At 65.2% G+C, this 24453-nt stretch carries 20 protein-coding genes; 13 read left to right on the top strand and 7 right to left on the bottom strand.

Annotation, left to right across the window (positions count from 1 at the left end; genetic code table 11):
* Positions 1-87: 87 nt before the first annotated feature.
* Positions 88-1536 (bottom strand): ABC transporter ATP-binding protein, encoded by a 1449-nt coding sequence (locus tag AC1DE3_RS11470; RefSeq protein ID WP_441509406.1) that lies wholly within the window; start codon positions 1534-1536, stop codon positions 88-90.
* The gene (locus AC1DE3_RS11465) at positions 1526-2539 is read right to left on the bottom strand and encodes an ABC transporter permease (RefSeq protein ID WP_476852396.1); all 1014 of its coding nucleotides are present in this window, start codon (positions 2537-2539) and stop codon (positions 1526-1528) included. Before AC1DE3_RS11465 ends, AC1DE3_RS11470 begins: the two co-directional genes overlap by 11 nt.
* Here AC1DE3_RS11465 and AC1DE3_RS11460 point away from each other — a divergent pair.
* From AC1DE3_RS11460 to AC1DE3_RS11420, 9 genes are all read left to right on the top strand, one after another.
* Positions 2532-3389 (top strand): dTDP-4-dehydrorhamnose reductase family protein, encoded by an 858-nt coding sequence (locus tag AC1DE3_RS11460; RefSeq protein WP_441509404.1) that lies wholly within the window; start codon positions 2532-2534, stop codon positions 3387-3389. The two genes, AC1DE3_RS11465 and AC1DE3_RS11460, sit on opposite strands and share 8 nt — an antisense overlap.
* Positions 3390-3418: 29 nt before the next feature.
* A complete protein-coding gene (locus AC1DE3_RS11455) occupies positions 3419-4432 on the top strand; it encodes a polysaccharide biosynthesis protein (RefSeq protein ID WP_441510095.1) in 1014 nt (337 codons plus the stop codon).
* Between the two features lie 2 nt (positions 4433-4434).
* On the top strand, positions 4435-5559 hold the full coding sequence (wecB, locus tag AC1DE3_RS11450) for a non-hydrolyzing UDP-N-acetylglucosamine 2-epimerase (RefSeq protein ID WP_441509403.1): 1125 nt from the start codon (positions 4435-4437) through the stop codon (positions 5557-5559).
* A 16-nt stretch (positions 5560-5575) separates the two neighbouring features.
* Positions 5576-6709: a glycosyltransferase gene (locus AC1DE3_RS11445; protein ID WP_441509402.1), complete on the top strand. Its 1134-nt coding sequence runs from the start codon at positions 5576-5578 to the stop codon at positions 6707-6709.
* Positions 6706-7722 carry a glycosyltransferase gene (locus AC1DE3_RS11440; RefSeq protein ID WP_441509401.1) on the top strand — a complete coding sequence of 339 codons (1017 nt, stop codon included), beginning with the start codon at positions 6706-6708 and terminating at the stop codon, positions 7720-7722. Before AC1DE3_RS11445 ends, AC1DE3_RS11440 begins: the two co-directional genes overlap by 4 nt.
* Complete coding sequence (locus AC1DE3_RS11435; protein WP_441509400.1) at positions 7719-8630, top strand: glycosyltransferase family 2 protein; 912 nt, start codon at positions 7719-7721, stop codon at positions 8628-8630. Before AC1DE3_RS11440 ends, AC1DE3_RS11435 begins: the two co-directional genes overlap by 4 nt.
* Positions 8627-9244 carry a glutathione S-transferase gene (locus AC1DE3_RS11430; protein WP_441509399.1) on the top strand — a complete coding sequence of 206 codons (618 nt, stop codon included), beginning with the start codon at positions 8627-8629 and terminating at the stop codon, positions 9242-9244. Before AC1DE3_RS11435 ends, AC1DE3_RS11430 begins: the two co-directional genes overlap by 4 nt.
* A gap of 248 nt (positions 9245-9492) precedes the next feature.
* Positions 9493-11532 (top strand): NAD(+) synthase, encoded by a 2040-nt coding sequence (locus AC1DE3_RS11425; protein WP_441509398.1) that lies wholly within the window; start codon positions 9493-9495, stop codon positions 11530-11532.
* 384 nt (positions 11533-11916) lie between these two features.
* Positions 11917-13224 carry a TAXI family TRAP transporter solute-binding subunit gene (locus tag AC1DE3_RS11420; RefSeq protein ID WP_441509397.1) on the top strand — a complete coding sequence of 436 codons (1308 nt, stop codon included), beginning with the start codon at positions 11917-11919 and terminating at the stop codon, positions 13222-13224.
* Between the two features lie 201 nt (positions 13225-13425).
* On the opposite strand, the gene AC1DE3_RS11415 is transcribed toward AC1DE3_RS11420, so the two are convergent.
* The 5 genes from AC1DE3_RS11415 to purU form a co-directional block, all read right to left on the bottom strand.
* Complete coding sequence (locus AC1DE3_RS11415; protein ID WP_441509396.1) at positions 13426-15276, bottom strand: ABC transporter ATP-binding protein; 1851 nt, start codon at positions 15274-15276, stop codon at positions 13426-13428.
* 18 nt (positions 15277-15294) lie between these two features.
* Positions 15295-16236 carry an ABC transporter permease gene (locus AC1DE3_RS11410; RefSeq protein ID WP_441509395.1) on the bottom strand — a complete coding sequence of 314 codons (942 nt, stop codon included), beginning with the start codon at positions 16234-16236 and terminating at the stop codon, positions 15295-15297.
* Positions 16202-17161: an ABC transporter permease gene (locus AC1DE3_RS11405; RefSeq protein WP_441509394.1), complete on the bottom strand. Its 960-nt coding sequence runs from the start codon at positions 17159-17161 to the stop codon at positions 16202-16204. Before AC1DE3_RS11405 ends, AC1DE3_RS11410 begins: the two co-directional genes overlap by 35 nt.
* 153 nt (positions 17162-17314) lie before the next feature.
* Positions 17315-19102 (bottom strand): peptide ABC transporter substrate-binding protein, encoded by a 1788-nt coding sequence (locus AC1DE3_RS11400; protein WP_441509393.1) that lies wholly within the window; start codon positions 19100-19102, stop codon positions 17315-17317.
* A 209-nt stretch (positions 19103-19311) separates the two neighbouring features.
* On the bottom strand, positions 19312-20175 hold the full coding sequence (purU, locus tag AC1DE3_RS11395) for a formyltetrahydrofolate deformylase (protein WP_441509392.1): 864 nt from the start codon (positions 20173-20175) through the stop codon (positions 19312-19314).
* Between the two features lie 349 nt (positions 20176-20524).
* Between purU and AC1DE3_RS11390 the strand changes: the two genes are divergently transcribed.
* The 4 genes from AC1DE3_RS11390 (at position 20525) to AC1DE3_RS11375 (ending at position 24321) form a co-directional block, all read left to right on the top strand.
* Positions 20525-21325, top strand: coding sequence for an SDR family oxidoreductase (locus AC1DE3_RS11390; protein WP_476852395.1), 801 nt, complete (start codon positions 20525-20527; stop codon positions 21323-21325).
* 35 nt (positions 21326-21360) lie between these two features.
* Positions 21361-22383 carry an inositol 2-dehydrogenase gene (gene iolG / locus AC1DE3_RS11385; RefSeq protein ID WP_441509390.1) on the top strand — a complete coding sequence of 341 codons (1023 nt, stop codon included), beginning with the start codon at positions 21361-21363 and terminating at the stop codon, positions 22381-22383.
* Entirely contained in the window at positions 22383-23180 is a 798-nt protein-coding gene (locus tag AC1DE3_RS11380) for an inositol monophosphatase family protein (protein ID WP_441509389.1), read from the top strand. The genes iolG and AC1DE3_RS11380 overlap by 1 nt, the downstream gene beginning before the upstream one ends.
* A 103-nt stretch (positions 23181-23283) precedes the next feature.
* Positions 23284-24321 carry an ABC transporter substrate-binding protein gene (locus AC1DE3_RS11375; protein WP_441509388.1) on the top strand — a complete coding sequence of 346 codons (1038 nt, stop codon included), beginning with the start codon at positions 23284-23286 and terminating at the stop codon, positions 24319-24321.
* The last annotated feature ends 132 nt before the right edge of the window (positions 24322-24453 follow it).

Raw genomic sequence — 24453 nt, 5'->3', positions numbered from 1 at the left:
GGAGCGGCACTGGCTAATTAATGAACCGACGACCTTGGTGGCGGCCCGTGTCGACCCGTGGTGGCCCCGGCTAGACATTCATCGGCGTCAAGCATCGGTCGTTTCCTTCGGCTGGTGCGGCTCGACAGGAGCGATCTCGACGCGGTCCATATCGATCGCGAGCAGAACACCGTTCCGGAACGGCGAATGGACGTCGAACATCAACGCGTCGTGCATCCATTGATGCTGCACGTGGTTCTCCAACGTTCCGGAAGCGCAGGCGGCGGTCACCGAATAGCGTCCGGACGCGAGCGCGGGCAATCGGAACGCGAAGGTTGTTTCGAGTGTCTGGCCGGCACGAGCTGTGAGCGGGTTGGCGAGAGTCTTGAGGAAGGTGTTGTCGCCGAGGATCGGCTGGCCGAGACGGTCCTTGACGTGGAAGCCCACGATCGGCGCCTCGAAATCCTCGAGGACGGCGATGTCTATGACAAGCTGCACGTCCTCCCCACCCTCTATCCAATGCAGCGGTGAGCCGTCGGCATGGGTGAGGCTCACGCGCTGGATGCGCGCCTTGCCGCTCCCGAAATCGGCGCTATCTGCCATGGTGTCGAAGATGGCCGGACGGTCCGGCCTGGGCGGCTCGGGGAGCGAAGCGCGTTTCGGCTTCGCTGCGGGCGGAGTCTCCTCGCCCGCCGTCGCCGGCGCATCGGCCGGGCCCGCATTCGCCTTGACGCGAGGCCGCGGGGCCGGCCGATCCGACAATCCTTGCGCCTGGCTCATGATGGCCGCTGAATAAGCTTCGCAGACATCCTTCGCGGAGCCCTGCATCACCAGATCGCCCTTGTCGATCCAGATCGCGCTGTCGCACAGGCTCATCACCGCGCCGGTGTCATGGCCGCAGAACAAGACTGTTCCGCGTTCGCGGAACTGCCGGAGCCAGCGCAAGCATTTCTGCTGGAAATAGGCGTCGCCGACCGCGAGCGCCTCGTCGATGATCAGCACGTCGGCGTCGACATGGGCAATCACCGCGAAGGCCAGGCGCATCGCCATGCCAGTCGAATAGGTCTTCACCGGTCTTTCGATGAAGTCGCCGATATCGGCGAAGGCGAGGATGTCGTCGAAGCGGGCCTGCGTTTCCTCGCGGCTCATGCCAAGGATTGAGGCATTGAGATAGACGTTCTCGCGGCCAGTGAATTCCGGGTTGAAACCCGATCCCAGTTCCAGCAGCGCAGCGACGCGCCCCTTGACGCGCGCCTCGCCCGCAGTGGGGGCCAGGGTCCCGCATACGAGCTGCAGCAGCGTGGATTTCCCGGAGCCGTTGCGGCCGATGATCGCCATGCTGTCGCCGCGCGGAACCTCGAAGGTGATGGATTTGAGAGCCCAGTGATTGGTGTAGTAGTTCTTCTCCGGCCATTTCACGCCGAACGCGCGCAGGGCTGGCGCCATCGCCCGCCGCAGACGCGGCATCACGGCCTGGGCGAGCCGGTCGGATGGGCTCTGATAGATGTGATAGGCTTTTTCGAGCCGTGTGGCCTCGATCGCGATCTCAGAGGACATCGGCGAAACCCGCGCGCAGGCGATTGAAGACCCAGAACGCGGCGGGCAGGCTCACCAGCGCTCCCAGCCACAGAAATGCCAGGGCCTGCCAGTCCGGAGCTCTGCCGAACAGTAGCACATTGCGGGACTCCTCGACCACGATGGTCAGGGGATTGAGCTGCATCGCGGCCCGGAAACCAGGAGGAACCGAGGAGATCGGATAGAAGATCGGCGTCAGGAACATCGAGGCCGTGACGATGAAAGCCACGATCTGTCCGATATCGCGGAGATAGACGCCCAGGGCTGAAAGCACATAGGCCGTCGCGAGCAGCAGCAGCAGATAGGGGATGACGATCAGAATAAAGAGCGGCGCGGTCGCCTCGACGTGACCGCTATGCAGGAAATGGCCCAGCACGACGATCAGCAGGCCGAAGGCTGCGGTGATCAGGGCCCCCAATACGACGACGATGGGCAGGATGCCGAGCGGGAAGACGACCTTCTTGACGTAGCTGCTATGGGCGAGGATCAATCCCGCAGCCCGGTTCAACGTCTCCGCGAGCATCGAGTGCAGCAGAACGCCGACGAGCAGAATCAAGGTGAAGTTGGCATCGGTCCCGTCTTGCCCGGTTCCCCAGCGAGCCCGAAACACGGCGGAGAAGACGAAGGTGAAGATCAGCGCCGTCAGCAGTGGCGTCAGGAAAGCCCAGCCGACGCCCAATACACTGCCACGATAGCGCGCTTCGAAGTCACGCATTGTTAGGCGCAGGGTCAGTTCTGTCGTTTGGCGCAGATGGTCGCCCCAACTCGTCAACGCTTTAATCCTTGGACTCCAGCCGCACCGGGTGGTCGGCCGCGGCGCCCCTTTAGCACCTCGTATCCGCGTCCCGCAAACGCGTTCTGTCGTGGTGCGGGTCGGGCGGCTCGACAATCCCGGATCGGTTGAGTAAATCCTGCTCGCCTCGGCGGACGCGATTGCGACGGAAAGACGCCGTTTCACCGTTTGAGCGGAGATGCCCTTGACCAAAATCCTCATTCTCGGCGCGGCGGGCATGCTCGGCAACGCCGCCTACCGGTTCTTTGCCGCGTCGCCGGGCTTCGACGTCGTCGGCACGATCCGTGGCGGTGCGCCGGTCGGGCTCCCGCAGAGTGCGACGGCCCGCCTGCTAGGAGGGGTCAATGCGGCCGATCAGGACGGCCTTGTCCGGATGATTGGCGAGACGCGGCCCGACGTGGTGGTCAACTGCATCGGCGTGGTCAAGCAACTTTCTGCCGCCAAGGACCCGCTTGTCTCCATCTCGTTGAATTCGCTGCTGCCGCACCGTCTCGCTGAACTCTGTGCGGCGGCCGGGGCGCGTTTCGTGCATATCTCGACGGATTGCGTTTTCGACGGCCGCAAGGGTGACTACAAGGAAACGGACCTTTCGAACGCCGAAGATCTCTATGGCAAGAGCAAGTTTCTCGGCGAGGTCGACTATCCCAACGCGATCACGCTGCGCACGTCGATCATCGGGCATGAGCTCAATTCTGCCCATTCGCTGGTTGACTGGTTCCTGAGTCAGCCCGGTCCCGCGGTGAAGGGGTATCGCAAGGCGATCTATACCGGCCTGCCGACGGTCGAACTCGCGCGCGTCATTCGGGATGTCGTCATTCCGCGCCCGGAGCTGCGCGGCCTCTGGCATGTCGCCGCTGGCAAGATCGATAAATTCGAGCTGCTGAAGCTGGTGGCGCAGGAATACGGGAAGACGATCGACATCATCCCCGACGATGCGGTCGCGATCGACCGTTCGATGGACGGCTCGCGCTTCCAGGCGGCAACGGGATACGTGGCCCCGGCCTGGCCGGAGCTGATCGCACGCATGCACGCCGCACGCTGAGCGCACGCTAGGAGAAAGTGACCTATCCCATGGATATCAAGGGCAAGACCCTGCTCATCACGGGCGGAACCGGATCCTTCGGTAACGTTGTTCTGCGCCGCTTTCTGCGCGAGGGCATCGGCGAGATTCGTGTCTTCAGCCGTGACGAGAAGAAGCAGGAGGATATGCGCCTCGAGCTGAAGAACGATCGCGTCAAGTTCTATATCGGCGACGTGCGCGAGCCCGGCAGCTTGCGCGCCCCGATGCGCGGCGTCGATTTCGTCTTTCACGCTGCGGCGCTGAAGCAGGTGCCCTCCTGTGAGTTCTATCCGATGGAGGCGGTGCGCACGAACGTCCTCGGTGCGGGCAACGTGCTCGAAGCCGCCATCGACGCCGGCGCTCGGCGTGTCGTCGTGCTCTCCACCGACAAGGCGGTCTATCCGATCAACGCCATGGGCATCAGCAAGGCGATGATGGAGAAGATCACGGTCGCTCGGGCCCGCCTGCTCTCCAAGAGCGATACCACGCTGTGCGCCACCCGCTATGGCAACGTCATGGCTTCGCGCGGCTCGGTGATCCCGCTCTTCGTCTCGCAGGTGAAGGCGGGCCAGCCGATCACCATCACCGATCCGAACATGACCCGCTTCCTGATGTCGCTCGAGGAATCGGTCGATTTGGTCATCTATGCTTATCGCAACGCCGAGCAGGGCGACATCTTCATCAAGAAGGCGCCCGCCTCGACCATCGGCCATCTCGCCGAGGCGGTGATGCAGATCTTCGACAAGCGCGTTCCAGTCAAGGTGATCGGCACCCGCCACGGCGAGAAGCGCTATGAGTCGCTCGTCTCGCGCGAGGAGATGGCGCGCTCCATCGATCATGGCGGCTATTACCGCGTGCCGCAGGACGATCGCGATCTCAACTACGCCAAATATTTCGTCGAAGGCGAAAGCGCGATCTCGATGGCGGAGGACTATACCTCCGACAACACCGAGATTCTCGACGTCGAGGGGGTGAAGAAGTTGCTCCTCGGCCTCGATTACATCCAGGCTGAGCTGCAAGGCTAGACATGCGCAAGGTAATGTCGATCGTGGGCACCCGCCCCGAGCTGATCAAGATGTGCCGCGTCATCGCCCTGCTCGACGAGCAGACGCAGCACGTCCTCGTCCACACCGGCCAGAATTACGACTATGGCCTCAATCAGGTGTTCTTCGAGGATCTCGACATCCGCAAGCCCGATCATTTCCTAGAGGCGGCGGGCGGCTCGGCGATCGACACCATCGCTGAGGTGCTCAAGCGCTCCGACGCGGTGATGGAGCAGGAGAAGCCCGACGCCTTGATGATCTATGGCGACACCAATTCGGGCTTGGCGGTGATCGCGGCGAAGCGGCGCAAGATTCCCGTCTTCCACATGGAGGCCGGCAATCGCTGCTTCGATCAGCGTGTTCCCGAGGAGCTCAACCGCAAGGTCATCGACCACCTCTCCGACGTCAACATGACGCTCACGGAGCATGCGCGGCGCTATCTGGTTGCCGAGGGGCTGCCGCCCGAGCTCACGTTCAATGTTGGCTCGCACATGCATGAGGTGCTCGAGCATTTCCGCCCCCGCTACGAGGCCTCCGACGTCCTCGATCGCCTCGGTCTGACCGAGCGTCGCTTCTTCGTCGTCTCCAGCCACCGCGAGGAAAATGTCGACAGCGAGCGGAATCTCGCCGACCTGCTCGATTCGCTCAAGGGCCTCGCCGAAACCTATGATTGGCCGGTGATCGTTTCGACCCACCCGCGGACGCGCAAGCGGCTGGAGGCGCTGGGCGAGACCGATCTCGATCCTCGCATCCGGTTTCTGCCGCCCTTCGGCTTCCACGACTACATCAAGCTGCAGATGACAGCCGCCTGTGTCGTTTCCGACAGCGGCACGATCACCGAGGAAAGCTCGCTTTTGGGTTTCCCGGCCGTGACCATCCGCCAGGCGCATGAGCGTCCCGAGGGCATGGATGAGGGCACGCTCGTGATGTGCGGCCTCACGCGCGAGTCGGTTCTCGATTCCGTGCGCTTCGTCATGCACGCCGACGTGGCCGGACTCACGCCGCGGCCGGTCGCCGACTATGTCGCCGGCCCCGTGTCGCGCAAGGTCGTTGCTATCGTTTTGAGCTATATCGACTACATAAATCGCACGGTGTGGCGCAAACCGTGAGGCGAGAGGGCGCGGCATGGCCGGGCTGAAAATCCTGCATGTTGCGCCCCATCTGCGCCAGGGCGGTGCTGAACGGCTGCTGTTCGAGCTCGCGACGCATCCTTCTGACGGCGTAACCCACCATGTTGCGCTCATGCAGGACGAGGTCTTCTTCGACCGGGCCAGCCTACATGTCGAGGATCTCGGCTTCGACCTGGGGCACCGCTTCGGGGCCTTGACCCATCTGCCGGCGTCACGTCGGCGTCTGCGCGCCCTGATCGAACGGCTCAAGCCCGACGTCGTGCAGGGCTGGCTCTATTACGGCGCGTTCCTCAGCCTTGCCGTCGGCGCACGCGCGCCGCTCGTCTGGTCGATCCACAACACCACCTTTCCACGGCTTCTCGCCAATCCTCTGCTGCATCTGGTCGATCGCGCGCTCGCCACGCGCTCACGCGCGGCGCCCGATGCGATCGTCTATTGCGCGTCGTCCGCGCGAGCCTTCCACGAGGCGCGCGGCTATGCGGCGAAACGCGGCCTCGTCATCGAGAACGGTGTCGATCTCGCTCTTTTCCGCCCTGACGCGGCGCGGCGCGTGGCGCGCCGCGCCGGTTTGGGCCTTTCCGACGACGCCTTTGCCGTACTGTTGAGTGCCCGTAACGATCCACAGAAGGACTTGCCCAATTGCCTCGACGCCTTCGCTCTATTCCGGAGCAAGGCGCCGCAGGCACGGCTGCTGCTGGCGGGGCGCGGCATGGACGGTTCAGATGTGGGGCTGGGCGCCATGATCGCCGCGCGCGGACTTGAGGCCGCTGTCCTGACACTCGGGGCAGTCGCCGACATGCCCGGCCTCCTCGACGCCGCCGACGCCGTTCTGCTCGGCTCGCGCTATGGCGAGGCCATGCCCATGGCGTTGCTCGAGGCGCTGGCGATGGGCAAGCCGATCGCCGCGACCCGCATCGGTGATGTCGGGCGGCTGCCTTGTCCGCCCGAGGCGCTGGCACCGCCCGCCGACCCGCGATCGCTGGCTTCTGCCTTGTCCTTCGCGCGGGCCGGAGATCCGCGCTGGGCAGCGTCCTTTGCCGAAGCCCGCACGCATTACGGGCTCGACACGATGACGCGCGCCTATGAAGCGCTCTATCGCCGCCTTGCCGCGCAGGAGCAGGTGTCATGACGTCGGGTCCTCGGCTCGCCGTCGTCACGCCGGTCTTCAACGGCGCCGACTACATTGTCGAGACGGCGCGCTCCGTCACAGAGCAACTGCGTCCCGGCGACCGTTACGTCGTGGTCGACGACGGTTCGACCGATGACACGCGGGCGCGCCTCGTCGCTGCCGATCTGCCGATCGAGCTCGTCGCACAGGCCAATGCAGGCGAGGCACAGGCCGTCAATGCCGGGATCGCACATGCGGCCTGCGACATCGTCGGGATCGTGAACGCCGACGACCCGATCCTGCCTGGCCTCCTCGATGCGGTGCGGGCCGCCTTCCACGACGATCCCACCCTCGATGCTGTGTATCCCGACTGGCTCAAGATCGAGGCGGACGGGCGGCAACTCGCGCGCATCGCGACGCGCGAATACGACTACGATGTGCTGCTCGGCCAGCATTTCTGCATTCCCGGCCCGGGCGCCTTCTTTCGGGTCAGTGTTCTCGCCGGCGAGCCTGTCCGCGACGCTCGCGCCTCACTGATCTCCGATTACGACTTCTGGCTGCGTTTCGGCTCGCGTGGCGCCAAGGTCAGGCGACTCCCACACGTGCTTGCTACCTGGCGGTTGCACGCCGGTGGCGCGACCCGCCGCGGCCAAGGTCCGCGGCTGGCGCTCCAGAAAATTGAAACGATCAAGCGCCTCCTGGGCCGATCTGATCTTCCCCAACATGTGCGGAGGCTGGGGCCGCAGGCGCTCAGCGCCGCCTATTATCATGCTGCGCTCGTCGGGCTTCGCGCGCCCGACACACCGGCTCTGCGCTATGCCGTGCAATCCTATCTTCTGAAATGGCGCTGGGCCGAGCCGGTCGAGGCCACGCAGCGCCGGGCGGCAGGCCATCTCGCCTACGCTGCGGCGCAGCCTCTGTCGGGTTGGCTGCACGCGCTCGCGTCGCCCTTGCTGCCTGCCCGATTCAACAGGCAAGCGGTCCTCGACCAGACATTCGGTCTCGATCCCATCCCGCGGAAGGAGGAGACATGACGGCATCGACACCGCATGTCAGCGTCGTGATCCCGATGTTCAACCGCGCCGCCACCATCCGGCGGGCGGTGGAGAGTGCCCTGACGCAGAGCTTCCGCGACATCGAGGTGATCGTCGTCGACGACGCTTCGAGTGACGATTCCGTCGCGACCGTCGCCGCTATCGACGATCCGCGTGTGCGGCTGCTGCGCCGCGAGCGCAATGGCGGCGCCTCTGCCGCGCGCAATGTCGGCGTGGCCAACGCGCGCGGAGCTTTGATCGCCTTTCTCGACTCCGACGACGAATGGTTCCCGCGCAAGCTCGAAATCCAGGTTGCGGCGCTCGAAGCCGCGCCCGCCGAGGCCGCCGTCTCCTGCACCGGCGTCGAGATGCATCTGCTCGACCATGCGGTCACGCGAATGCAGCCACTGGAGGACAGCCCCGATTGGGCGCGGCGGCTGGCGATGGATTGCGACCTGAGCCCCGGCACGACACAGCTCACGCGCCGTGCGGTTTTCGACACCATCGGCCCGCTTGATGAGACCTTGCCCCGTTTCGAGGACTGGGACTGGCTGATCCGCTATACGCGCAAGGGCACGATCGTCGCGGTTCGCGAACCGCTGGCGCGCGTCTATAATCGCCGCGCGCGACTAGGGGAGGTTGTGGAGCGTTCGGCCGAGCTGCTGCTCGCGAAGCATCGCGATGTCTTCGCGGCCCTTGCACCGGCCGACCGCCGCAAGGCGGTGGCCGACGTTTGGTTGCAGGCGGTCGGCACCTATGCCTTCGAGGGCAAGCTCGGCGCCATCCTGCGCCCGGCGGCAGGAGCCTTCGCCCAGCGGCCCGTGCACACGCTCGGTCGCCTCGCGGCCGGGGCCGGGGCGGTGGCTCGCGGGCGGCTGGTGCGTGCTATGAAAGGACGCGGCGGATGATCCTCTACTGCGCGCCGATTTCGCCCTTCGCCCGCAAGGTGCGCATGCTGACGCGCCATCTAGGATTGGATGGGCAGGTCGAGGAGCGTTTCGTCGATACGGGCGCGCCCGACGCTGCCTTCCTTGCTGCCAATCCACTCGCCAAAATTCCCACGCTGGTCACGCCACAGGGTGAGGCACTCTTCGATTCCGCCGTGATCGCCGCCTATCTTGACGTCCGCGCCGGCAGCCCACTGACACCGCAGGGGGAGGCCGGCTTCGTCGCTCGAGCCTACGAGGCTTTGGCCGACGGCGTGATGGAGGCGATCGTCCTCGTTGTCTACGAACGGCGCTGGCGCGAAGAAGCAAAGCGCGAACCGCGCTGGGTAGCGCATCAGCAGGGCAAGATGTCACGCGGCCTGGCGCGCGCCGCTCAGATTGTTTCCCGACCTGATCACGGGCTCCAGATCGGTGATTTCGCCCTTGCCTCGGCGCTTGGTTATCTCGACCTGCGCTTTGAAGGCGCCTGGCGGACGGAGTTTCCTATGCTGACGGGCTGGCTCGATCGTTTCGCGGCACAGGTGCCTGCTTTCGAGGCGACGCGCTATCGCGATCCTGCCGCAGCCTCGCGCTGAGCGGTCCTTGCCTGGAAGGTGGCCGGGATGTGTATTGCTCGGCGACGAAGCTTCCGTCGAGATATCTGGGCAGGCGGATGCCTATCGCCTCAACACTGGCGGAATAGCGGCTAGCGGCTGGATTGACCTGCCTTGGGTTTCTTGATCCGTCAGCCGGGCCGGGATGCAGGAGCAGCATTGCTCTGGGATTATCGTCTGCGCGATAAGCAGTGGCCGTGTTGTCGGCGTCCGAGCCTAACGGAGTCTCCATGAGTTTCCGCAACATCCATTCGCACGGTCTCGTCCGGATCGCTTGCGCCGCGCCGCGCCTCAAGGTGGCTGATCCGGCCTTCAACGTGGCCGAGACGATCGCGATGCTGCGGCGGGCGGATGAGAGCGGGGCGTCGCTGACCCTGTTTCCCGAACTCGGCATCAGCGCCTATGCGATCGACGATCTGCTGCAGCAGAATGCATTGCTGGATGCCGTGCGCGACGCCTTGGGTCGCCTCGTCGAGGAGAGCCGCGCGCTGCGTGGCGTCGTCGTCGTCGGGGCGCCGCTGCGGGTCGAGGGGCGGCTGTTCAACTGCGCCGTCGCTGTTCATCGCGGGCGCATCCTCGCCGCTGTGCCCAAGACCTATCTGCCGAACTATCGCGAATTCTACGAGCGCCGGCAGTTTGCCTCGGGCGAGCGGGCGAGCGCGCTCTATATCGATCTTTGCGGCCAGGACGTGCCGTTCGGCACCGATATCCTGCTGGCTGCGGCCGATATCCCGGATTTCGTCGTCCATATGGAGATCTGCGAGGACGTCTGGACGCCGATCCCGCCCTCGTCCTTTGCGGCGCTCGCGGGCGCGACCGTCCTGCTGAATCTCTCGGCATCCAACGTCACCATCGGCAAGTCGGACTGGCGCCATGCGCTCTGCAAGGCCCATTCCGGCCGCTGCATCGCGGCTTACGCCTATTCCGCTGCCGGCACCGGCGAATCGACCACCGACCTCGCCTGGGACGGGCAGGCGATGATCTACGAAAATGGTGCGCTGCTGGCCGAAGCCGAGCGCTTCGCCGCCGAGCCGCAGCTCACCCTCGCCGATATCGATCTCGAACGGCTGGCCATGGACCGCATCCGCCAGAACACCTTCGGCGACAGCGCCGATGTGAACCGCGACCGGCTCGGCTTCCGCCGCATCGACTTCACGTTGGAACCAGACCGCGAGAACGATCTCGGCCTCGCCCGCACCGTCGAGCGCTTCCCCTTCGTGCCGAGCGACGATGCCAGGCTGAACGAACTGTGCTTCGAGGCCTACAACATCCAGTCGCACGGCCTGCGCAAGCGGCTGGAGAGCACGCGGCTCGACAAGGTCGTCATCGGCGTTTCCGGCGGTCTCGATTCGACGCAGGCGCTGATCGTTGCGGCCCACACCTTCGATGCGCTGGGCCTGCCCCGCGAGAACATCCTCGCCTATACCTTGCCGGCCTTCGCCACCAGCAAGGACACCAAGGACAATGCCTGGCGGCTGATGCGGGCGCTTGGCGTCAGCGCCGAGGAGATCGACATGACGCCGGCCTGCCGGCAGATGCTGGTCGATATCGGCCATCCCTTCGCGCAGGGCGAGCCGGTCTACGACATCACCTTCGAGAACGTGCAGGCCGGCGCGCGCACCTCCGTGCTGTTCCGCCTCGCCAACCGGCACAATGGCCTGGTGATGGGCACCGGCGACCTCTCGGAGCTCGCGCTCGGCTGGTGCACCTATGGCGTCGGCGATCACATGTCGCATTACAACGTCAACGGCTCGGTGCCGAAGACGTTGATCCAGCATCTGATCCGCTGGGTGGCGCAGTCCGGCCGCTTCGGAGCGGAGGCGTCGGATGTGATGCTCGATATCCTCGCCACCGAGATCTCGCCGGAGCTGGTGCCGGGCGATGGCGACAAGCCCGCCCAGAAGACCGAGGATTTCGTCGGCCCCTACGCGCTGCAGGACTTCAACCTGTTCTACACGACGCGCTACGGCTTCCGCCCGAGCAAGATCGCTTTCCTGTCCGAGCATGCCTGGCGCGATGCCGGAGCAGGCGACTGGCCGCCGAACATGGAAGCGGGCAAGCGCGTCGCCTACGATTTGCCGGTGATCAAGCGCTGGCTCGGTGTCTTCATCCGCCGCTTCTTCGAGACCAGCCAGTTCAAGCGTTCGGCCGTGCCGAACGGCCCGAAGGTCTCGTCCGGCGGCTCGCTCTCGCCGCGCGGCGACTGGCGCGCGCCGAGCGATGCGTCGGCAGCACCATGGCTCAAGGACTGGGAGCGGATTCCGGATTGAGGGAGGGAGCCGGGGCCGGCGGCCTCTATCCCAGCCCAAACGGCGAAACCCGTCACGTCGGCGGTCGACCCTGCGTGGCGCGCGTTTGCTCGGAACGATCTCCCCAAGGCGCCGGGCAACCTATCCGAACCCGGCCGGGCCTCCTGACGGCGCCTTGATCGGCTCCCGGCGGCACCTTGTCGAGATCATCGTTCAACGAAGGTGATTACCGAGTTGCTGATCGAGGCTACATTCACCTTGGGCGGTCAGGCGCCGGAGGCGGCTACGACGACGACGGGGATCGCGACCAAGCTGGGCAAAGCCCACCGATCTGTCCAAGAATAGGGGAGCGCCTTACTCGCCGGACAGAGCGGCTGAGCCAGCCGAAGACGGGGGAACAGGTCGATGCGATTTGTCCTATGGACAGGGGCTCTCCTCATCGTCGCCGCCCTCGCGGCGGCAATCCATTACTGGTCCCCGCACGCGACCTTGCGGGTGACAACGGGGGCCTTCGGCACCGACGCTCAGCGCTTTATCGGCGCTCTCATCACCGAGACGGCCAAGGATCACCCCCGCATCAGGCTCCAACCCGTTCAGGTCAACGATCTGGCTGCCAGTTCAAAAGCGATCGAAAACGGCGATGTCGACCTCGCGCTGATCCGCAGTGACGTCTCGCCTCCGACCAATGGCCAGACGATCGCGATCCTGCGCCGAGACGTCGTCGCTTTCGTGCTCCCGCCGAAATCGGCCATCGACAGCATCGGCAAACTCGCCGGCAAGACGATCGCAATTCCGCAAGGGCGTCTGCAGGACACCAACTCCGTGCTGCTCGACGTGATCCTGAGCTACTACAATGTCGCGCCTCAAGAGGTGAAGCGCCTGTTCCTCTCGCCCGACGAGCTGGTCGCGGCGGTTCACCTACGGCACGTTGCCGCCATCCTTGCCGTGGGGCCCATCGGGCCGGGGGAGGTGGTGGGCGCCGTTACGGCGATGGCCAAGGGGGCCGCGGGGACACCGACGATCCTGGCGTTCTCTGATGCGGATGCCTTCAATCGGCGCTTTCCGGCGTTCGAGTCGTATGATGTGCCGGAAGGTGCCTTCAAGTCTCGCCCGGCGACGCCCGACGACACGGTCACGACGCTCGCCGTGACATACCGGCTCGTCGCGCCTGACACGATGCTCGATCTTGTCGCCGGGGCCATAGGCCGGACCCTCTTCACCTCCAAGTCAAAGCTGACTGCGCTGACCCCCCTGGCGAGCCAAATCGAAGCGCCAGACCCCGACGCGAAGAACCCCATCCTGCCGATCCATCCCGGCGTCGCCAATTACCTCAACAACGGCGAACAGAGCTTTTTCGATGAGTTTCAGGGCTATTTCTACCTTGCGGCGGCCCTGTTCAGCCTCCTGGCTTCGCTTGCGACGATTATCATGGGGAGTGTGAAGTCGAGGCGCATGCATCAGGAACAGGGGCGGATCGGGCAGTTGATCCAGATCGCCGACCAGGCGCAGAGCGCTGATGCCGAGGCACTGGAGGCGCTTGATCGCTCACTTCATCACCTGATCGCCGAGGCCGTTGCCTCCGCTGGCCGCTCTGGCAATGATTCCACGATGGCCCTCGCGATCAACCACGCCCGTTATTCCGTCAGGGAGCGCCGGGCACTGCTGAGTTCCCGGGGCATGCGAGCCTCCGGGCATTCTTCGGTGTCGATCTAGAAGGCTGGGCCTCCGGCCCAGGCAGGAGGATCGCATGAGCGCCCGCTTACGGTCCCGAGGCCAAGGTCGGCGCATGGCGCCACCCGGCCCAGGGACGGCGCCCAACGAGCTTCCGCGTCCCACCCGACTGGGACATTCCCGCCGCCCAGTAAAAAGCCCGCGGCTGGCGCCGCGGGCTGATCGTTTCGAGTTTCGAAGGACTTAGGCCGCGACGGCGGCGGGCTCCTTCTTTTCCCATTCCTCGCCCCAGATCATCACGGCATGGCCGGGCGAGACCTCGCGGTACTGGCGCACGGGCACGACATAATCGGGCGCTCGCACCGGGCTCTTGATCTCGTCGTTCGAGACAGGGCGCTTTTCCAGGCGCCGGGCCGGGTCGGCAATCGGCACCGCCGCCAGCAGGCGCTTGGTGTAGGGATGCTGCGGGTTCTGGAAGATCGCCTCGCGCGGGCCGATCTCGACGATCTCGCCGAGATACATCACCGCGACGCGGTGGCTGACGCGCTCCACCACCGCCATGTCGTGCGAGATGAAGAGATAACCCAGACCCATGCGGGCCTGCAGATCGAGCATCAGGTTGACGACCTGCGCCTTCACCGAGACGTCGAGCGCCGAGACCGCCTCGTCCGCCACGATCAGGCGCGGCTCCACCGCGAGCGCACGCGCGATGCAGATGCGTTGGCGCTGGCCGCCCGAGAATTCGTGCGGGAAGCGGTTGGCCATCTCAGGCAGCAGCCCGACGCGCTTGAGCAGGTCGGCGACCTTGTCGCGCGCTTCCGAGCGGGTGGCGAGGTTGTTGATCAGCAGCGGTTCGGCGACGGCCGTGCCGACATTCATGCGCGGATTGAGCGAGGCGAACGGGTCCTGGAAGATCATCTGCATGCGCTTGCGCTGCTCGCGCAGGTCATGCTGGTTGAGCTTGAGGACGTCGACGCCGTCGAGCAGCACCGAGCCGGCGAGCGGCTCGATCAGACGCATCACCGAGCGGCCGGTGGTCGACTTGCCGCAGCCGGATTCGCCGACCAGCGCCAGGGTCTCGCCGGCCTTCAGGCTGAAGGAGACGTTCTCGACCGCGTGAACCCGGCCCTTGACCGAGGAGAGCAGGCCGCCGCGGATTTCGAAGCGGGTGGTGAGGCCGGCGACCTCGAGCACGGGGCGCTCGGCCGCCTGGACGGTATCGGGCACCTCGGTCGGCACGTCCGAGAGACCGGTCGCGCGGTCGACGACCGGAAAGCGCATCGGCCGCCGGCGGCCCTCCATCGAGCCCAGCTTCGGCACGGCCGAGAGCAGCGCCTTGGTGTAGGGCTTCTGCGGATTGCGGAAGATGTCGTCGGTGTTGCCCGTCTCGATCTCGTCGCCGTTGTACATCACGACGGTGCGGTCGGCGATCTCGGCGACGACGCCCATGTCATGGGTGATGAAGAGGACGGACATGCCCTCTTCGTCCTGCAACTGCTTGATGAGCTCGAGGATCTGCGCCTGGATGGTGACGTCGAGCGCGGTGGTCGGCTCGTCGGCGATCAGGAGCTTCGGCTTGCAGGCCAGCGCCATCGCGATCATCACGCGCTGGCGCATGCCGCCCGAGAAGCGGTGCGGATATTCGTGGAAGCGCGACTTCGCCGCGGGAATGCGGACCTTCTCGAGCAGGCGGACCGTCTCGGCCTCGGCCTCCGAGCGCGACAGGCCGCGATGCAGGATCAGCGCCTCGGCGATCTGGAAGCCGATGGTCAGCACCGGGTTCAGCGAGGTCATCGGCTCCTGGAAGATCATCGCGATCTCGTTGCCGCGGATGTGGCGCATGTCGGAATCCGGCAGCGTCAACAGCTCCTTCCCGTTGAGCTTGATCGAGCCTTCGATCTTGCTCGACTGGGGCGGGGTGAGGCGCATGATCGAGAGCGCGGTCACGCTCTTGCCGGAGCCGGATTCACCGACGACCGCCAGCGTCTCCTTCGGCTTGATGTCGAAGGAGATGTTGCGGACGACGGATTTCCATTGGCCTTCCACGCGGAAGGAGGTCGAGAGGTTCGAAACCGACAGGATCGGGGAGGTCATTTCGGGTCCTTCTCTGGATCAGATCACGCGGCGCGGGTCGAGCGCATCGCGCAGGCCGTCGCCGATGAAGTTGATCGACAACACGGTCAGGAAGATCGCGGCGCCGGGGAACAGCGCCCAGTGCGGCGCCGAGTCGAGGTGGTCCTTGGCGTCGAACAGCAGACGCCCCCAGGTCGGGATGTCCGGCGGGAAGCCGAGGCCAAGGAAGGAGAGCGTCGATTCCGCGATGATCGCCGATGACACCTCGATCGTCGAGGCGACGATGACCGGACCGAGCGCGTTGGGCAGGATGTGGCGCGTCATCTGGCGGAACTTGGTCGCGCCCTGGGCGCGGGCTGCCTCGACGAACTCCTTCTCGCGCAGCGAAAGGAACTGCGCGCGCACCAGCCGCGCCACCGGCATCCAGCGCAGCCCGCCGATGACGACGACGATCAGCACGAAGACACCGCCCTCGACGCCGAACACCGCCTTCAGCTGCTCGCGGAACAGGTAGATGATCAGCAGCAGCAGCGGCAGCTGCGGCAGCGACAGGAACAGGTCGGTCACCCACATCAGGACGGGGTCGGCGACCTTGCGGGACATGCCGGCGAAGGCGCCGACGATGACGCCGACGATGGTCGCCACGATCATCGCGGCGAGGCCGACGGCGAGCGAGATGCGCCCGCCATACATCATCCGCGCCAGGATATCCTGGCCGAGGTCGTCCGTGCCGAGCGGGTGCGACCAGGACGGCCCCTGGAGCTGTGCCGAGAAGTCGATATCGTTGATCGGGATGGTCCAGAACCAGGGCCCGACGACGACAGCGAGGATCAGGAAGGCGAGCACGAAGGTGCTGGCCATGGCGAGCTTGTGCCGGCGGAACCGGCGCCACGTCTCGCGCCCCGGCGAGACCACGGCGGTGGTGGCTGCTGCGGTTGCCATCGGATCAGCTGAAGGAGATGCGAGGGTCGAGCCAGCCATAAAGGACATCCGCGATGAGATTGAACAGGACCACCAGGCAGGCGAAGACGAAAGTCACGGCCATGATCACAGGTGTGTCGTTGGCGAGGATCGCGTCGATCAGAAGCGAACCGATGCCGGGGATTCGGAAGATTTGCTCGGTCACGATGGCGCCGCCGAAGACGGCGGGCATCTGCAGCGCGACCAGCGTCACGACCGGGATCAGCGCGTTGCGCGTGATGTGCCGCAGCGTGACCTTGCGTTCGCTGAGGCCCTTGGCGCGCGCCGTGGTGACGTAGTCGAGCCGGATGACGTCGAGCACGGCCGAGCGCACATAGCGCGTATAGGAAGCCGCCTGGAACAGGCCGAGCACCATGATCGGCATGATCGCCTGGCGGAACATCTCCCAGTACCAGCGCCAGCCGGTGGCGGCGACGTCGGAGCGATAGACGAAGGGGAACCAGTCCAGCGTCACCGAGAAGAGCAGGATGAAGAGCAGGCCGGTGAAGAAGGTCGGCAGCGAGAAGCCGACGAAGGCGAGCGTGTTGGCGATCTGGTCGAAGACCGAATAGGGCCGCGTCGCCGCGTAGATGCCGACCGGCAGGGCGATGCATAGCGCCAGGATCTGCGAGGAACCGACCACGAACAGCGTCGTCGGCACGCGCTGCAGAATGAGCTGGTCGACATTGATGCGGCTGGCGAAGGAGAAGCCCCAATCACCCTGCACCATCGCGCCGAGCCAGCGCAGATAGCGCACCATGATCGGGTCGTTCAGGCCAAAGCTGGCACGGATGGCTTCACGCACCTCGGGCGGCACGTTGGGATTCGTCGCCATCTCGGAAAAGGGATCGCCCGGCGCCAATGCAAGCACCGTGAACAGGATCAGGCTGATTCCGAGAAGGCTGGGAATGGCGATCAGAAGCCGCCGTATGAGATAGGTCGCCATGTAGTGTTTTTCTCTTTGCGTGCGCGGCGTCGCCGCGGACCGAACGCCGATTGCAACCTACTCACCCCTTGCAGCTACCGAAAGCCGAGGGGATGAGCGGGTGCAAAAGCGCCCCTCGCGAAGATCACCTCTCCGCGAGGGGCTAATCGGCACTTAGCTGCGATACCAGGCCGCGAGGTTCCAGGTATCGACGTCCCAACCGGAGTGGTCGTGGGAGATATTGTTCAAGGCTGCAGCCACGCGGGTGCGCGAGAGCAGCGGCAGGATGATGTTGGCCTCGCAGAAGATCTCGTTGACCTTGATCAGGAGCGCTGCGCGCTTGGCCGGGTCGAGTTCCTTCTGCGCGGCCTTGTAGGCCTTGTCGGCCTCAGGGTCCGAGTAGCGCGAGACGTTGCGGCCGAGCCACTTGTTCTCCTTGGTCGCGATCTCCCAGGAGGTGAACTGGTTGAGGAAGCGCTCCGGGTCAGGCTGCGGCTGCGTCGTCGTATACATCTCCATGTCGACATAGAGCTTGGTGTAGGTGTCGGGGTTGGCGACGTCCGACGAGAAGAACACCGACGCCGTGACCGACTTGAGCTCGAGGTCAATGCCGGCGCGCTGGCAGGCCTGCTTGATGATGGCCTGGGTCTTCTGGCGGGGGGCGTTGATCGAGGTCTGGAAGACGTATTTGAGCTTCTTGCCGTCCTTTTCGCGGATGCCGTCGGCACCCTTCTTCCAGCCGGCCTCGTCGAGGATCTTGTTGGCCTTGTCGATGTTGAACTCGTATTTGAGCTTCTGCGACTTGAACTGCTTGGGCTCGTTGACGAAGCTCGCCGTCGCGGTGCCGCCGCGGCCATAGATGAACTTCTGCACCGAATCGCGGTCGATCAGCAGGTTGATCGCTTCGCGAACCTTGGGGTCGGACAGCGTCGGGTGCTTGGTCTTGACGCTGGAGCGCTCGCCATCGACCTCGGTCCACGGATCGGTCGGGTTCAGGATGATGAACTCGATGTCGCCCGAGGGCACGGCGCTGACCTTGCCGCGTCCACCGGTCTCCATGCGCTTGAGGACCTCGTCCTCGACCTGCAGGTTCCAGGCGTAGTCGTATTCGCCGGTCTGGAGGACGGCGCGCGCCGCCGAGACCGCGTCACCGCCGCCCTTGACCTCAAGCGTGTCGAAATGCGGCTGGTTCTTGACGTGGTAGTCGGGATTGCGCTCGGCGGTGATGATGTCGCCCGGCTTGAACTCGACGAACTTGTAGGGGCCGGTGCCGATGGGCTTCAGGTTGCCTGGAGCCTCGCGCGACTTGGCGCCGATGTAATCGCCGAACTGATGCTTCGGCAGGATCTGGCCTGTCACGCCGACGAAGGCGTCGGCCCAGAACGGCGTCGCCTCGGGGAAGATCACCTTGACGGTGAGGTCGTTGACCTTCTCGACCTTGATGTCCTTGTAGGCGCCCGTGGTGTAGGCGGCTGTCGCCGGATCCTTGGCATATTCCCAGGTGAAGACGACGTCGTCGGCGGTGAGCGGCTTGCCGTCATGCCACTTCACGCCCGGCTTCAGCTTCCAGGTGACGGACTTGCCGTCCTCCGAGAGGCCGCCATTGGCGCGGGTCGGAACTTCAGCCGCGAGCTGCGGAATGAGGTTGCCTTCCTTGTCCCAGCCGGCGAGCGGCTCGAAGAAGATGCGCGAGGCGATCTGATCCTTGGTGCCGGAGGCGAAGTGGGGGTTGAGCAGGGTCGGGGCCTGCCAGAGCAGGATCTTCAGCGGCCCGCCGCCACCGGCCTTGGTCGGCTTGTAGGGCAGCGTGGCATCCGCCATCGCAACGCCGTTCCAGACGAGGATCTGGCTCGCGATCGGCGCGGCAATACCCACCGCCGCCATCTTCTGGATGAAGGATCGTCGCGACAGCGCGCCACCCTTCACATCCGCGACCATGCCGCGGATTTCCTGCTCATTCATCGAACTGCCTCCACCATATAAACAATAAGTCATCCCCAGCGCTTTCGCGCCGTTTTCTCGTTGATGGTCTCAGCAAGGCATGTGCCAACGAAAGCGTCAACTGTGCGGCGCGGGACCGTTCGGTCCCGGTGAGGGCTTTGGGCGGTTTGAAGCGGTAAGCTTTGCATGAATGTGCCTTCCATTCACGCGATGTCGCAATTTTATGCGGGTCACCCCGTAAAGACGACAGTTTTCTTTCCGTTGAGAATGATGCGGTCCTCCAGATGATGGAGGACGGCACCCGCCAGGACCCGCCGCTCGATGTCGCGGCCCTTGCGGACGAGGTCGTCGGGCGTGTCGCGATGCGAAATCCGCTCGACGTCCTGCTCGATGATCGGACCCTCGTCGAGATCGGAGGTCACGTAGTGCGCGGTGGCGCCGATCAGCTTCACCCCGCGCTCATGCGCCTGATGATAGGGCTTGGCGCCTTTGAAGCCGGGCAGGAAGGAATGATGAATATTGATGCAGCGCCCGGCGAGCTTGGCCGAAAGCCCGTCCGACAGGACCTGCATGTAGCGTGCGAGAACGACGAGGTCGGTCTGCGTCTCTTGGATCAACTGCCAGATCTGCCCTTCCTGCTCCATCTTGGTCTGGCGGGTGACCGGCAGATGGTAGAAGGGCAGGTCGCCGAGATCGGTCGAGGCGATGTGCTCGCGCGCGTGGTTTGAGACGACGCCGGCGATGTCCATCGGCAATTCGCCGATGCGCCAGCGATAGATCAGATCCGCGAGGCAATGGTCGAATTTCGAGACCAGCAGCATGACGCGCTTCCGGCGGCTGGCCTCATGCAGGCTGAGCTCCATGCCGAAGCGCCGGCCGAGTTCGGCGAGCGCTTCGGCGATGGCCTCGTGCGGCTGGCTGCCTTCGAGCCGGTTGAACACGACGCGCATGAAGAACCGGTCGGACTCGGTGTCGTCGAACTGCTGGGCGTCGAGGATGTTGCAGCCGGCTTCGAACAGCAGGGTCGAGACGGCGGCAACGATGCCCGGGCGGTTCGGGCAGGCGAGGGTGAGGGTCGAGCTGAGATCGAGCATGGCTGACGCCGCCGAGGGGGCGGCCCTTTCAAGGAAACGACAACGACGCGGAACGAAGACGGCTGCGCGCGGCGCGCTGCGGTCAACCTCGTCCGGTCGCGCGCCGGAAGGCGACCGGTTCTGAGCTACGCTGTGGCCGGGAAAGGGCCTTCGGTCTCGCGGTCGTCATGATCGTATGGTTTGCACGGGCTCGCTGGTCGGGGACCATGCCGGACCAAACACCGCCTTCGCCGCTTTTTGTCAACGCGAGCGTCCGGATCGTCTTGACTTGCCTATGCCGGAAATGGAATGTTTATTCCATCGAGCGGGAAGCCTAAAAAATTCCTGCCGTTTCCGGGAGACAGCTACCTTGCCGCAAGCCAGTTCGTTCAGCCGTGACCTTCATGCCAAGGCGGCCGTCATCACCGGTGCCAGCCAGGGCCTCGGCGAGGCAATCGCGCGCGAATTCGTCGGCCGCGGCCTCAAGGCGGTGCTGCTGACCGGGCGCAATGCCGCGCGCGGCGAGGCGGTGGCGGAAAGCCTGCGCACAGAGGGCTGCGATGCCCGCTTCCATCAGGTCGATCTCGCCGACCTCGATGCCGTCAGGCAGATCGTCCCGGCAGCCGAGAAAGCCTTCGGCCGGCTCGACATCCTCGTCAACGCGGCGGGAGACACCGATCGCGGCACGATCTTCGACACCTCGCCCGCGCTCTACGAACGCATCATGGCGGTGAATCTGCGCGCGCCCTTCTTCCTGATTCAGGATGCGGCCGAGCTGATGCGCCGGCAGGAGATCGCGGGCGCCATCGTCAATATCCAGTCCATGTCGGCCCATGGCGGCCAGCCCTTCCTCGCCGCCTACAGCGTCTCGAAGGGCGCGCTCGCGGTGCTGACGAAGAACGTCGCCTACGGCCTGATCAAGCACCGCATCCGCGTCAACGGCCTGAATATCGGCTGGATGGCGACGCCGGGCGAGGATGCCATCATGAAGCTGCGCCACGACGCCAAGGACGGGTGGCTGGAGGAGGCCGAGGCCGGTCAGCCCTTCGGCCGGCTGATCGATCCGCGCGAGGTCGCCAAGGCCGTCGCTTATCTCGCATCGGCCGAGTCCGGGCTGATGACCGGCGCCAATATCGACTTCGACCAGAACATTCTCGGCGCGCACGACTAGCGCCGGCCCCAATCGCGGCAGGAGCGCCGCCTGACATGACCACGGGACTGAAGACGACCATGAAGATCGGATTGCTGGGCGCCGGCCGCATCGGGCGCATCCACGGGCTGAACGTTGCCGCGCGTGGCGATGCCGAGTTGGTCGCCGTCACCGACGCGATGCCGGGGGCCGCCGCCTCGCTCGCCGCCGCTGCCGGTGCCAAGGCGATGACGACCGAGGCGATCCTTGCGGATGCCGCGATTGACGCCGTGCTGATCTGCACGCCGACCGACACCCATGCCGATCTCATCGAGCAGGCGGTTTCCGCCGGCAAGGCCGTCTTCTGCGAGAAACCGGTCGATCTCGACGCCGCCCGCATCCGCCGCTGCCTCGCCACCGTCGAGAAGTCCGGCAAGCCGCTGATGATCGGCTTCAACCGCCGCTTCGACCCGAACTTCGCCGCGCTGGAGAAGCGGCTGCGCGCGGGCGAGGCCGGCGCGATCGAGGTCGTCACCGTGATCTCGCGCGATCCGTCGCCGCCGCCGGTCGATTACGTCAAGCGCTCGGGCGGCCTCTTCCGCGACATGATGATCCATGATTTCGACATGGCCCGCTTCCTCTTGGCCGAGGATCCCATCGAGGTCTTCGCGCTGGGCTCGGCCCTCGTCGACAAGGCGATCGGCGAGGCCGGCGACGTCGATACCGCCGCGGTGGTGATGAAGACGGCCAGCGGCAAGATCGCCCAGATCTCCAATTCCCGCCGCGCGACCTATGGCTACGACCAGCGCATCGAGGTCCACGGCTCGCAGGGCATGCTGCGCGCCGGCAATATCCACGAGACGACCGTGGAAATTGCCACCGCCTCCGGCTTCCGCGCCGATCCCGTGCAGAATTTCTTCCTCGAGCGGTACGCTGCGGCCTACCGCGCCGAGCTCGACGCCTTCATCGCCGCCTGCCACGGCAAGGCCGCGGCCTCGCCGACCGGCCTCGATGGCCTGAAGGCGCAGATCCTCGCCGATGCCGCGACCGAATCCGCGCAGACCGGCAAGCCCGTCCGCGTCGACCTGGGGGCCAAGTGATGGCTGGTGGTTCGATGACCCCGGCGGAACGCGATCTGCGCTACTATGCGGCGCTCGGCCTTGCGGCCGAGGCGAGCCATCTGGCGCTGGGCTACTTCAACAAGCGCGAGTCGCTCGGCATCACCATGAAAGGCGCGCAGGACTGGCTCACCGTCGCCGACGGCAAGGTCGAGGACTTCCTGCGCCAGCGCCTGTCCACGCTGTTCCCGAACGACTCCGTCATCGGCGAGGAGGGCGGGGGCCAGGCTTCGGACGCGGTCTGGATCCTCGATCCCATCGACGGCACCGCCAACTTCGCCCATGGCGACCGCAACTGGTGCATCTCGATCGGCTTCCTCGCGAACCGCACGCCCGAGATCGGTGTCGTGGCGGCGCCGGCGCTGGGCGAGGTCTATGCTGCCCGGCGCGGTGCCGACGCGACCCTGAACGGCGATCCGATCAAGGTTTCCGGCGCCACCGACATCGCCCGCGCCTCGGTGGAACTGGGATGGTCGACCCGCGTGCCCGCGGCGAACTATCTCAAGGTGATCGAGCGTGGCTATACCGCGGGCGCGGCGATGAAGCGCGGCGGTTCGGGCACGCTCGGTCTCTGCCATGTCGCCAACGGCAGCAGCGATGCCTATGCCGAGCTGCACATCAACGCTTGGGACGTTGCGGCCGGCATCGTCATCGCCAGCGAGGCGGGTGCCTCCATCAACGATTTCTTCGCGGGCGAGGGGATCGCGAAGGGCAACCCGATCCTGTGCTGCACGCCGAAACTGGCTCCGACACTCCAGGAGATCACAGGAATCGCTTAGCCGGCGCTGTATTTCGTTGATCTTTCGCAACCATTCGTCTCAGTTTCACATCAGTCACAAGAACCGGACATAGAAGCCGGGTTCTTCGATCAGGGAGGTTAGCATGTCATCGAAATCCTGGCTCAAGGCGGGGCTTTTCGCCGCGCTTGCCACAGCGGCCTTCGCCGCCACCCCGGCCCGCGCGCAAGGGTCGCTCGTCATGTATTGCGGTGTCCAGGAGGAATGGTGCCGCGCCATGTCGACGGCCTTCGAGAAGGACACCGGCATCAAGGTCGCCATGACCCGCAAATCGGCGGGCGAGATCTATGCCCAGCTCAAGGCCGAGTCCTCCAACCCGCGCGGCGACATCTGGTGGGGCGGCACGGGCGATCCGCATCTGCAGGCGGCTGAAGAGGGGCTGACCCTCGAATACGAGTCGCCGAAGAACGCCGAGCTGCATAGCTGGGCGCTCGATCAGTGGAAGGCGGCCAAGCAGCGCTCCATCGGCATCTACGCCGGCGCGCTCGGCTTCGGCTACAACACCGAGCAGATCAAGGCGAAGGGCATTCCGGAGCCGAAATGCTGGGCCGATCTGCTCAATCCCAAGCTCAAGGACGACGTCCAGGTCGCCGATCCCAATTCGTCGGGCACCGCCTACAACCTGCTCGCCACCGTCGTGCAGTTGATGGGCGAGGAGAAGGGCTTCGACTATCTGAAGCAGCTCCACAAGAACGTCAGCCAGTACACCAAGTCGGGTGCGGCACCGGCCAAGGCGGCGAGCCTCGGCGAGACCGCGGTCGGGATCGTCTTCATCCATGACGCGGTGGTCTTCGCCGTGCAGGGCGACCCGATCAAGCCGGTCGCACCCTGCGAGGGCACGGGCTACGAGATCGGCTCGATGTCGATCGTCAAGGGCGCGCGCAATCTCGACAACGCCAAGAAGTTCTACGACTGGGCCCTGACCCCGGCGGCCCAGGCGCTTGCCGCCCCGGCCAAGTCCTATCAGGTGCCGTCGAACAAGGCGGCGCCGGTGCCGGCGCAGTCGCCCAAGATGGATCAGATGAAGCTGATCAACTACGACTTCGTGAAATACGGCTCCTCGGCCGAGCGCAACCGCCTGCTCGCCAAGTGGGACAAGGAAGTCAAGGCGCTGCCGAAGTAAGGCGCGTCTCTCCGGCGTGTTTCCGGATGATCGCGGAAACACGTCGTCATCCCGGGCTTGACCCGGGATCCATGCCTGAACCTCCGCCGGATGCGCTCCGGCATGGATCCCGGATCTCCGCTTCGCTGCGTC

The organism is Allobosea sp. 10L417 (assembly GCF_056395485.1).
This window is presented reverse-complemented; position numbering and strand designations above follow the sequence as displayed.

Excerpts from the sequence above, each read along its gene's own strand:
- AC1DE3_RS11470 (WP_441509406.1), bottom strand. The coding sequence starts at position 1,536 with ATGTCCTCTGAGATCGCGATCGAGGCCACACGGCTCGAAAAAGCCTAT.
- AC1DE3_RS11455 (WP_441510095.1), top strand. The coding sequence starts at position 3,419 with ATGGATATCAAGGGCAAGACCCTGCTCATCACGGGCGGAACCGGATCC.
- wecB (WP_441509403.1), top strand. The coding sequence starts at position 4,435 with ATGCGCAAGGTAATGTCGATCGTGGGCACCCGCCCCGAGCTGATCAAG.
- AC1DE3_RS11445 (WP_441509402.1), top strand. The coding sequence starts at position 5,576 with ATGGCCGGGCTGAAAATCCTGCATGTTGCGCCCCATCTGCGCCAGGGC.
- AC1DE3_RS11440 (WP_441509401.1), top strand. The coding sequence starts at position 6,706 with ATGACGTCGGGTCCTCGGCTCGCCGTCGTCACGCCGGTCTTCAACGGC.
- AC1DE3_RS11435 (WP_441509400.1), top strand. The coding sequence starts at position 7,719 with ATGACGGCATCGACACCGCATGTCAGCGTCGTGATCCCGATGTTCAAC.
- AC1DE3_RS11430 (WP_441509399.1), top strand. The coding sequence starts at position 8,627 with ATGATCCTCTACTGCGCGCCGATTTCGCCCTTCGCCCGCAAGGTGCGC.
- AC1DE3_RS11425 (WP_441509398.1), top strand. The coding sequence starts at position 9,493 with ATGAGTTTCCGCAACATCCATTCGCACGGTCTCGTCCGGATCGCTTGC.
- AC1DE3_RS11420 (WP_441509397.1), top strand. The coding sequence starts at position 11,917 with ATGCGATTTGTCCTATGGACAGGGGCTCTCCTCATCGTCGCCGCCCTC.
- AC1DE3_RS11415 (WP_441509396.1), bottom strand. The coding sequence starts at position 15,276 with ATGACCTCCCCGATCCTGTCGGTTTCGAACCTCTCGACCTCCTTCCGC.
- AC1DE3_RS11410 (WP_441509395.1), bottom strand. The coding sequence starts at position 16,236 with ATGGCTGGCTCGACCCTCGCATCTCCTTCAGCTGATCCGATGGCAACC.
- AC1DE3_RS11405 (WP_441509394.1), bottom strand. The coding sequence starts at position 17,161 with ATGGCGACCTATCTCATACGGCGGCTTCTGATCGCCATTCCCAGCCTT.
- AC1DE3_RS11400 (WP_441509393.1), bottom strand. The coding sequence starts at position 19,102 with ATGAATGAGCAGGAAATCCGCGGCATGGTCGCGGATGTGAAGGGTGGC.
- purU (WP_441509392.1), bottom strand. The coding sequence starts at position 20,175 with ATGCTCGATCTCAGCTCGACCCTCACCCTCGCCTGCCCGAACCGCCCG.
- iolG (WP_441509390.1), top strand. The coding sequence starts at position 21,361 with ATGACCACGGGACTGAAGACGACCATGAAGATCGGATTGCTGGGCGCC.
- AC1DE3_RS11380 (WP_441509389.1), top strand. The coding sequence starts at position 22,383 with ATGGCTGGTGGTTCGATGACCCCGGCGGAACGCGATCTGCGCTACTAT.
- AC1DE3_RS11375 (WP_441509388.1), top strand. The coding sequence starts at position 23,284 with ATGTCATCGAAATCCTGGCTCAAGGCGGGGCTTTTCGCCGCGCTTGCC.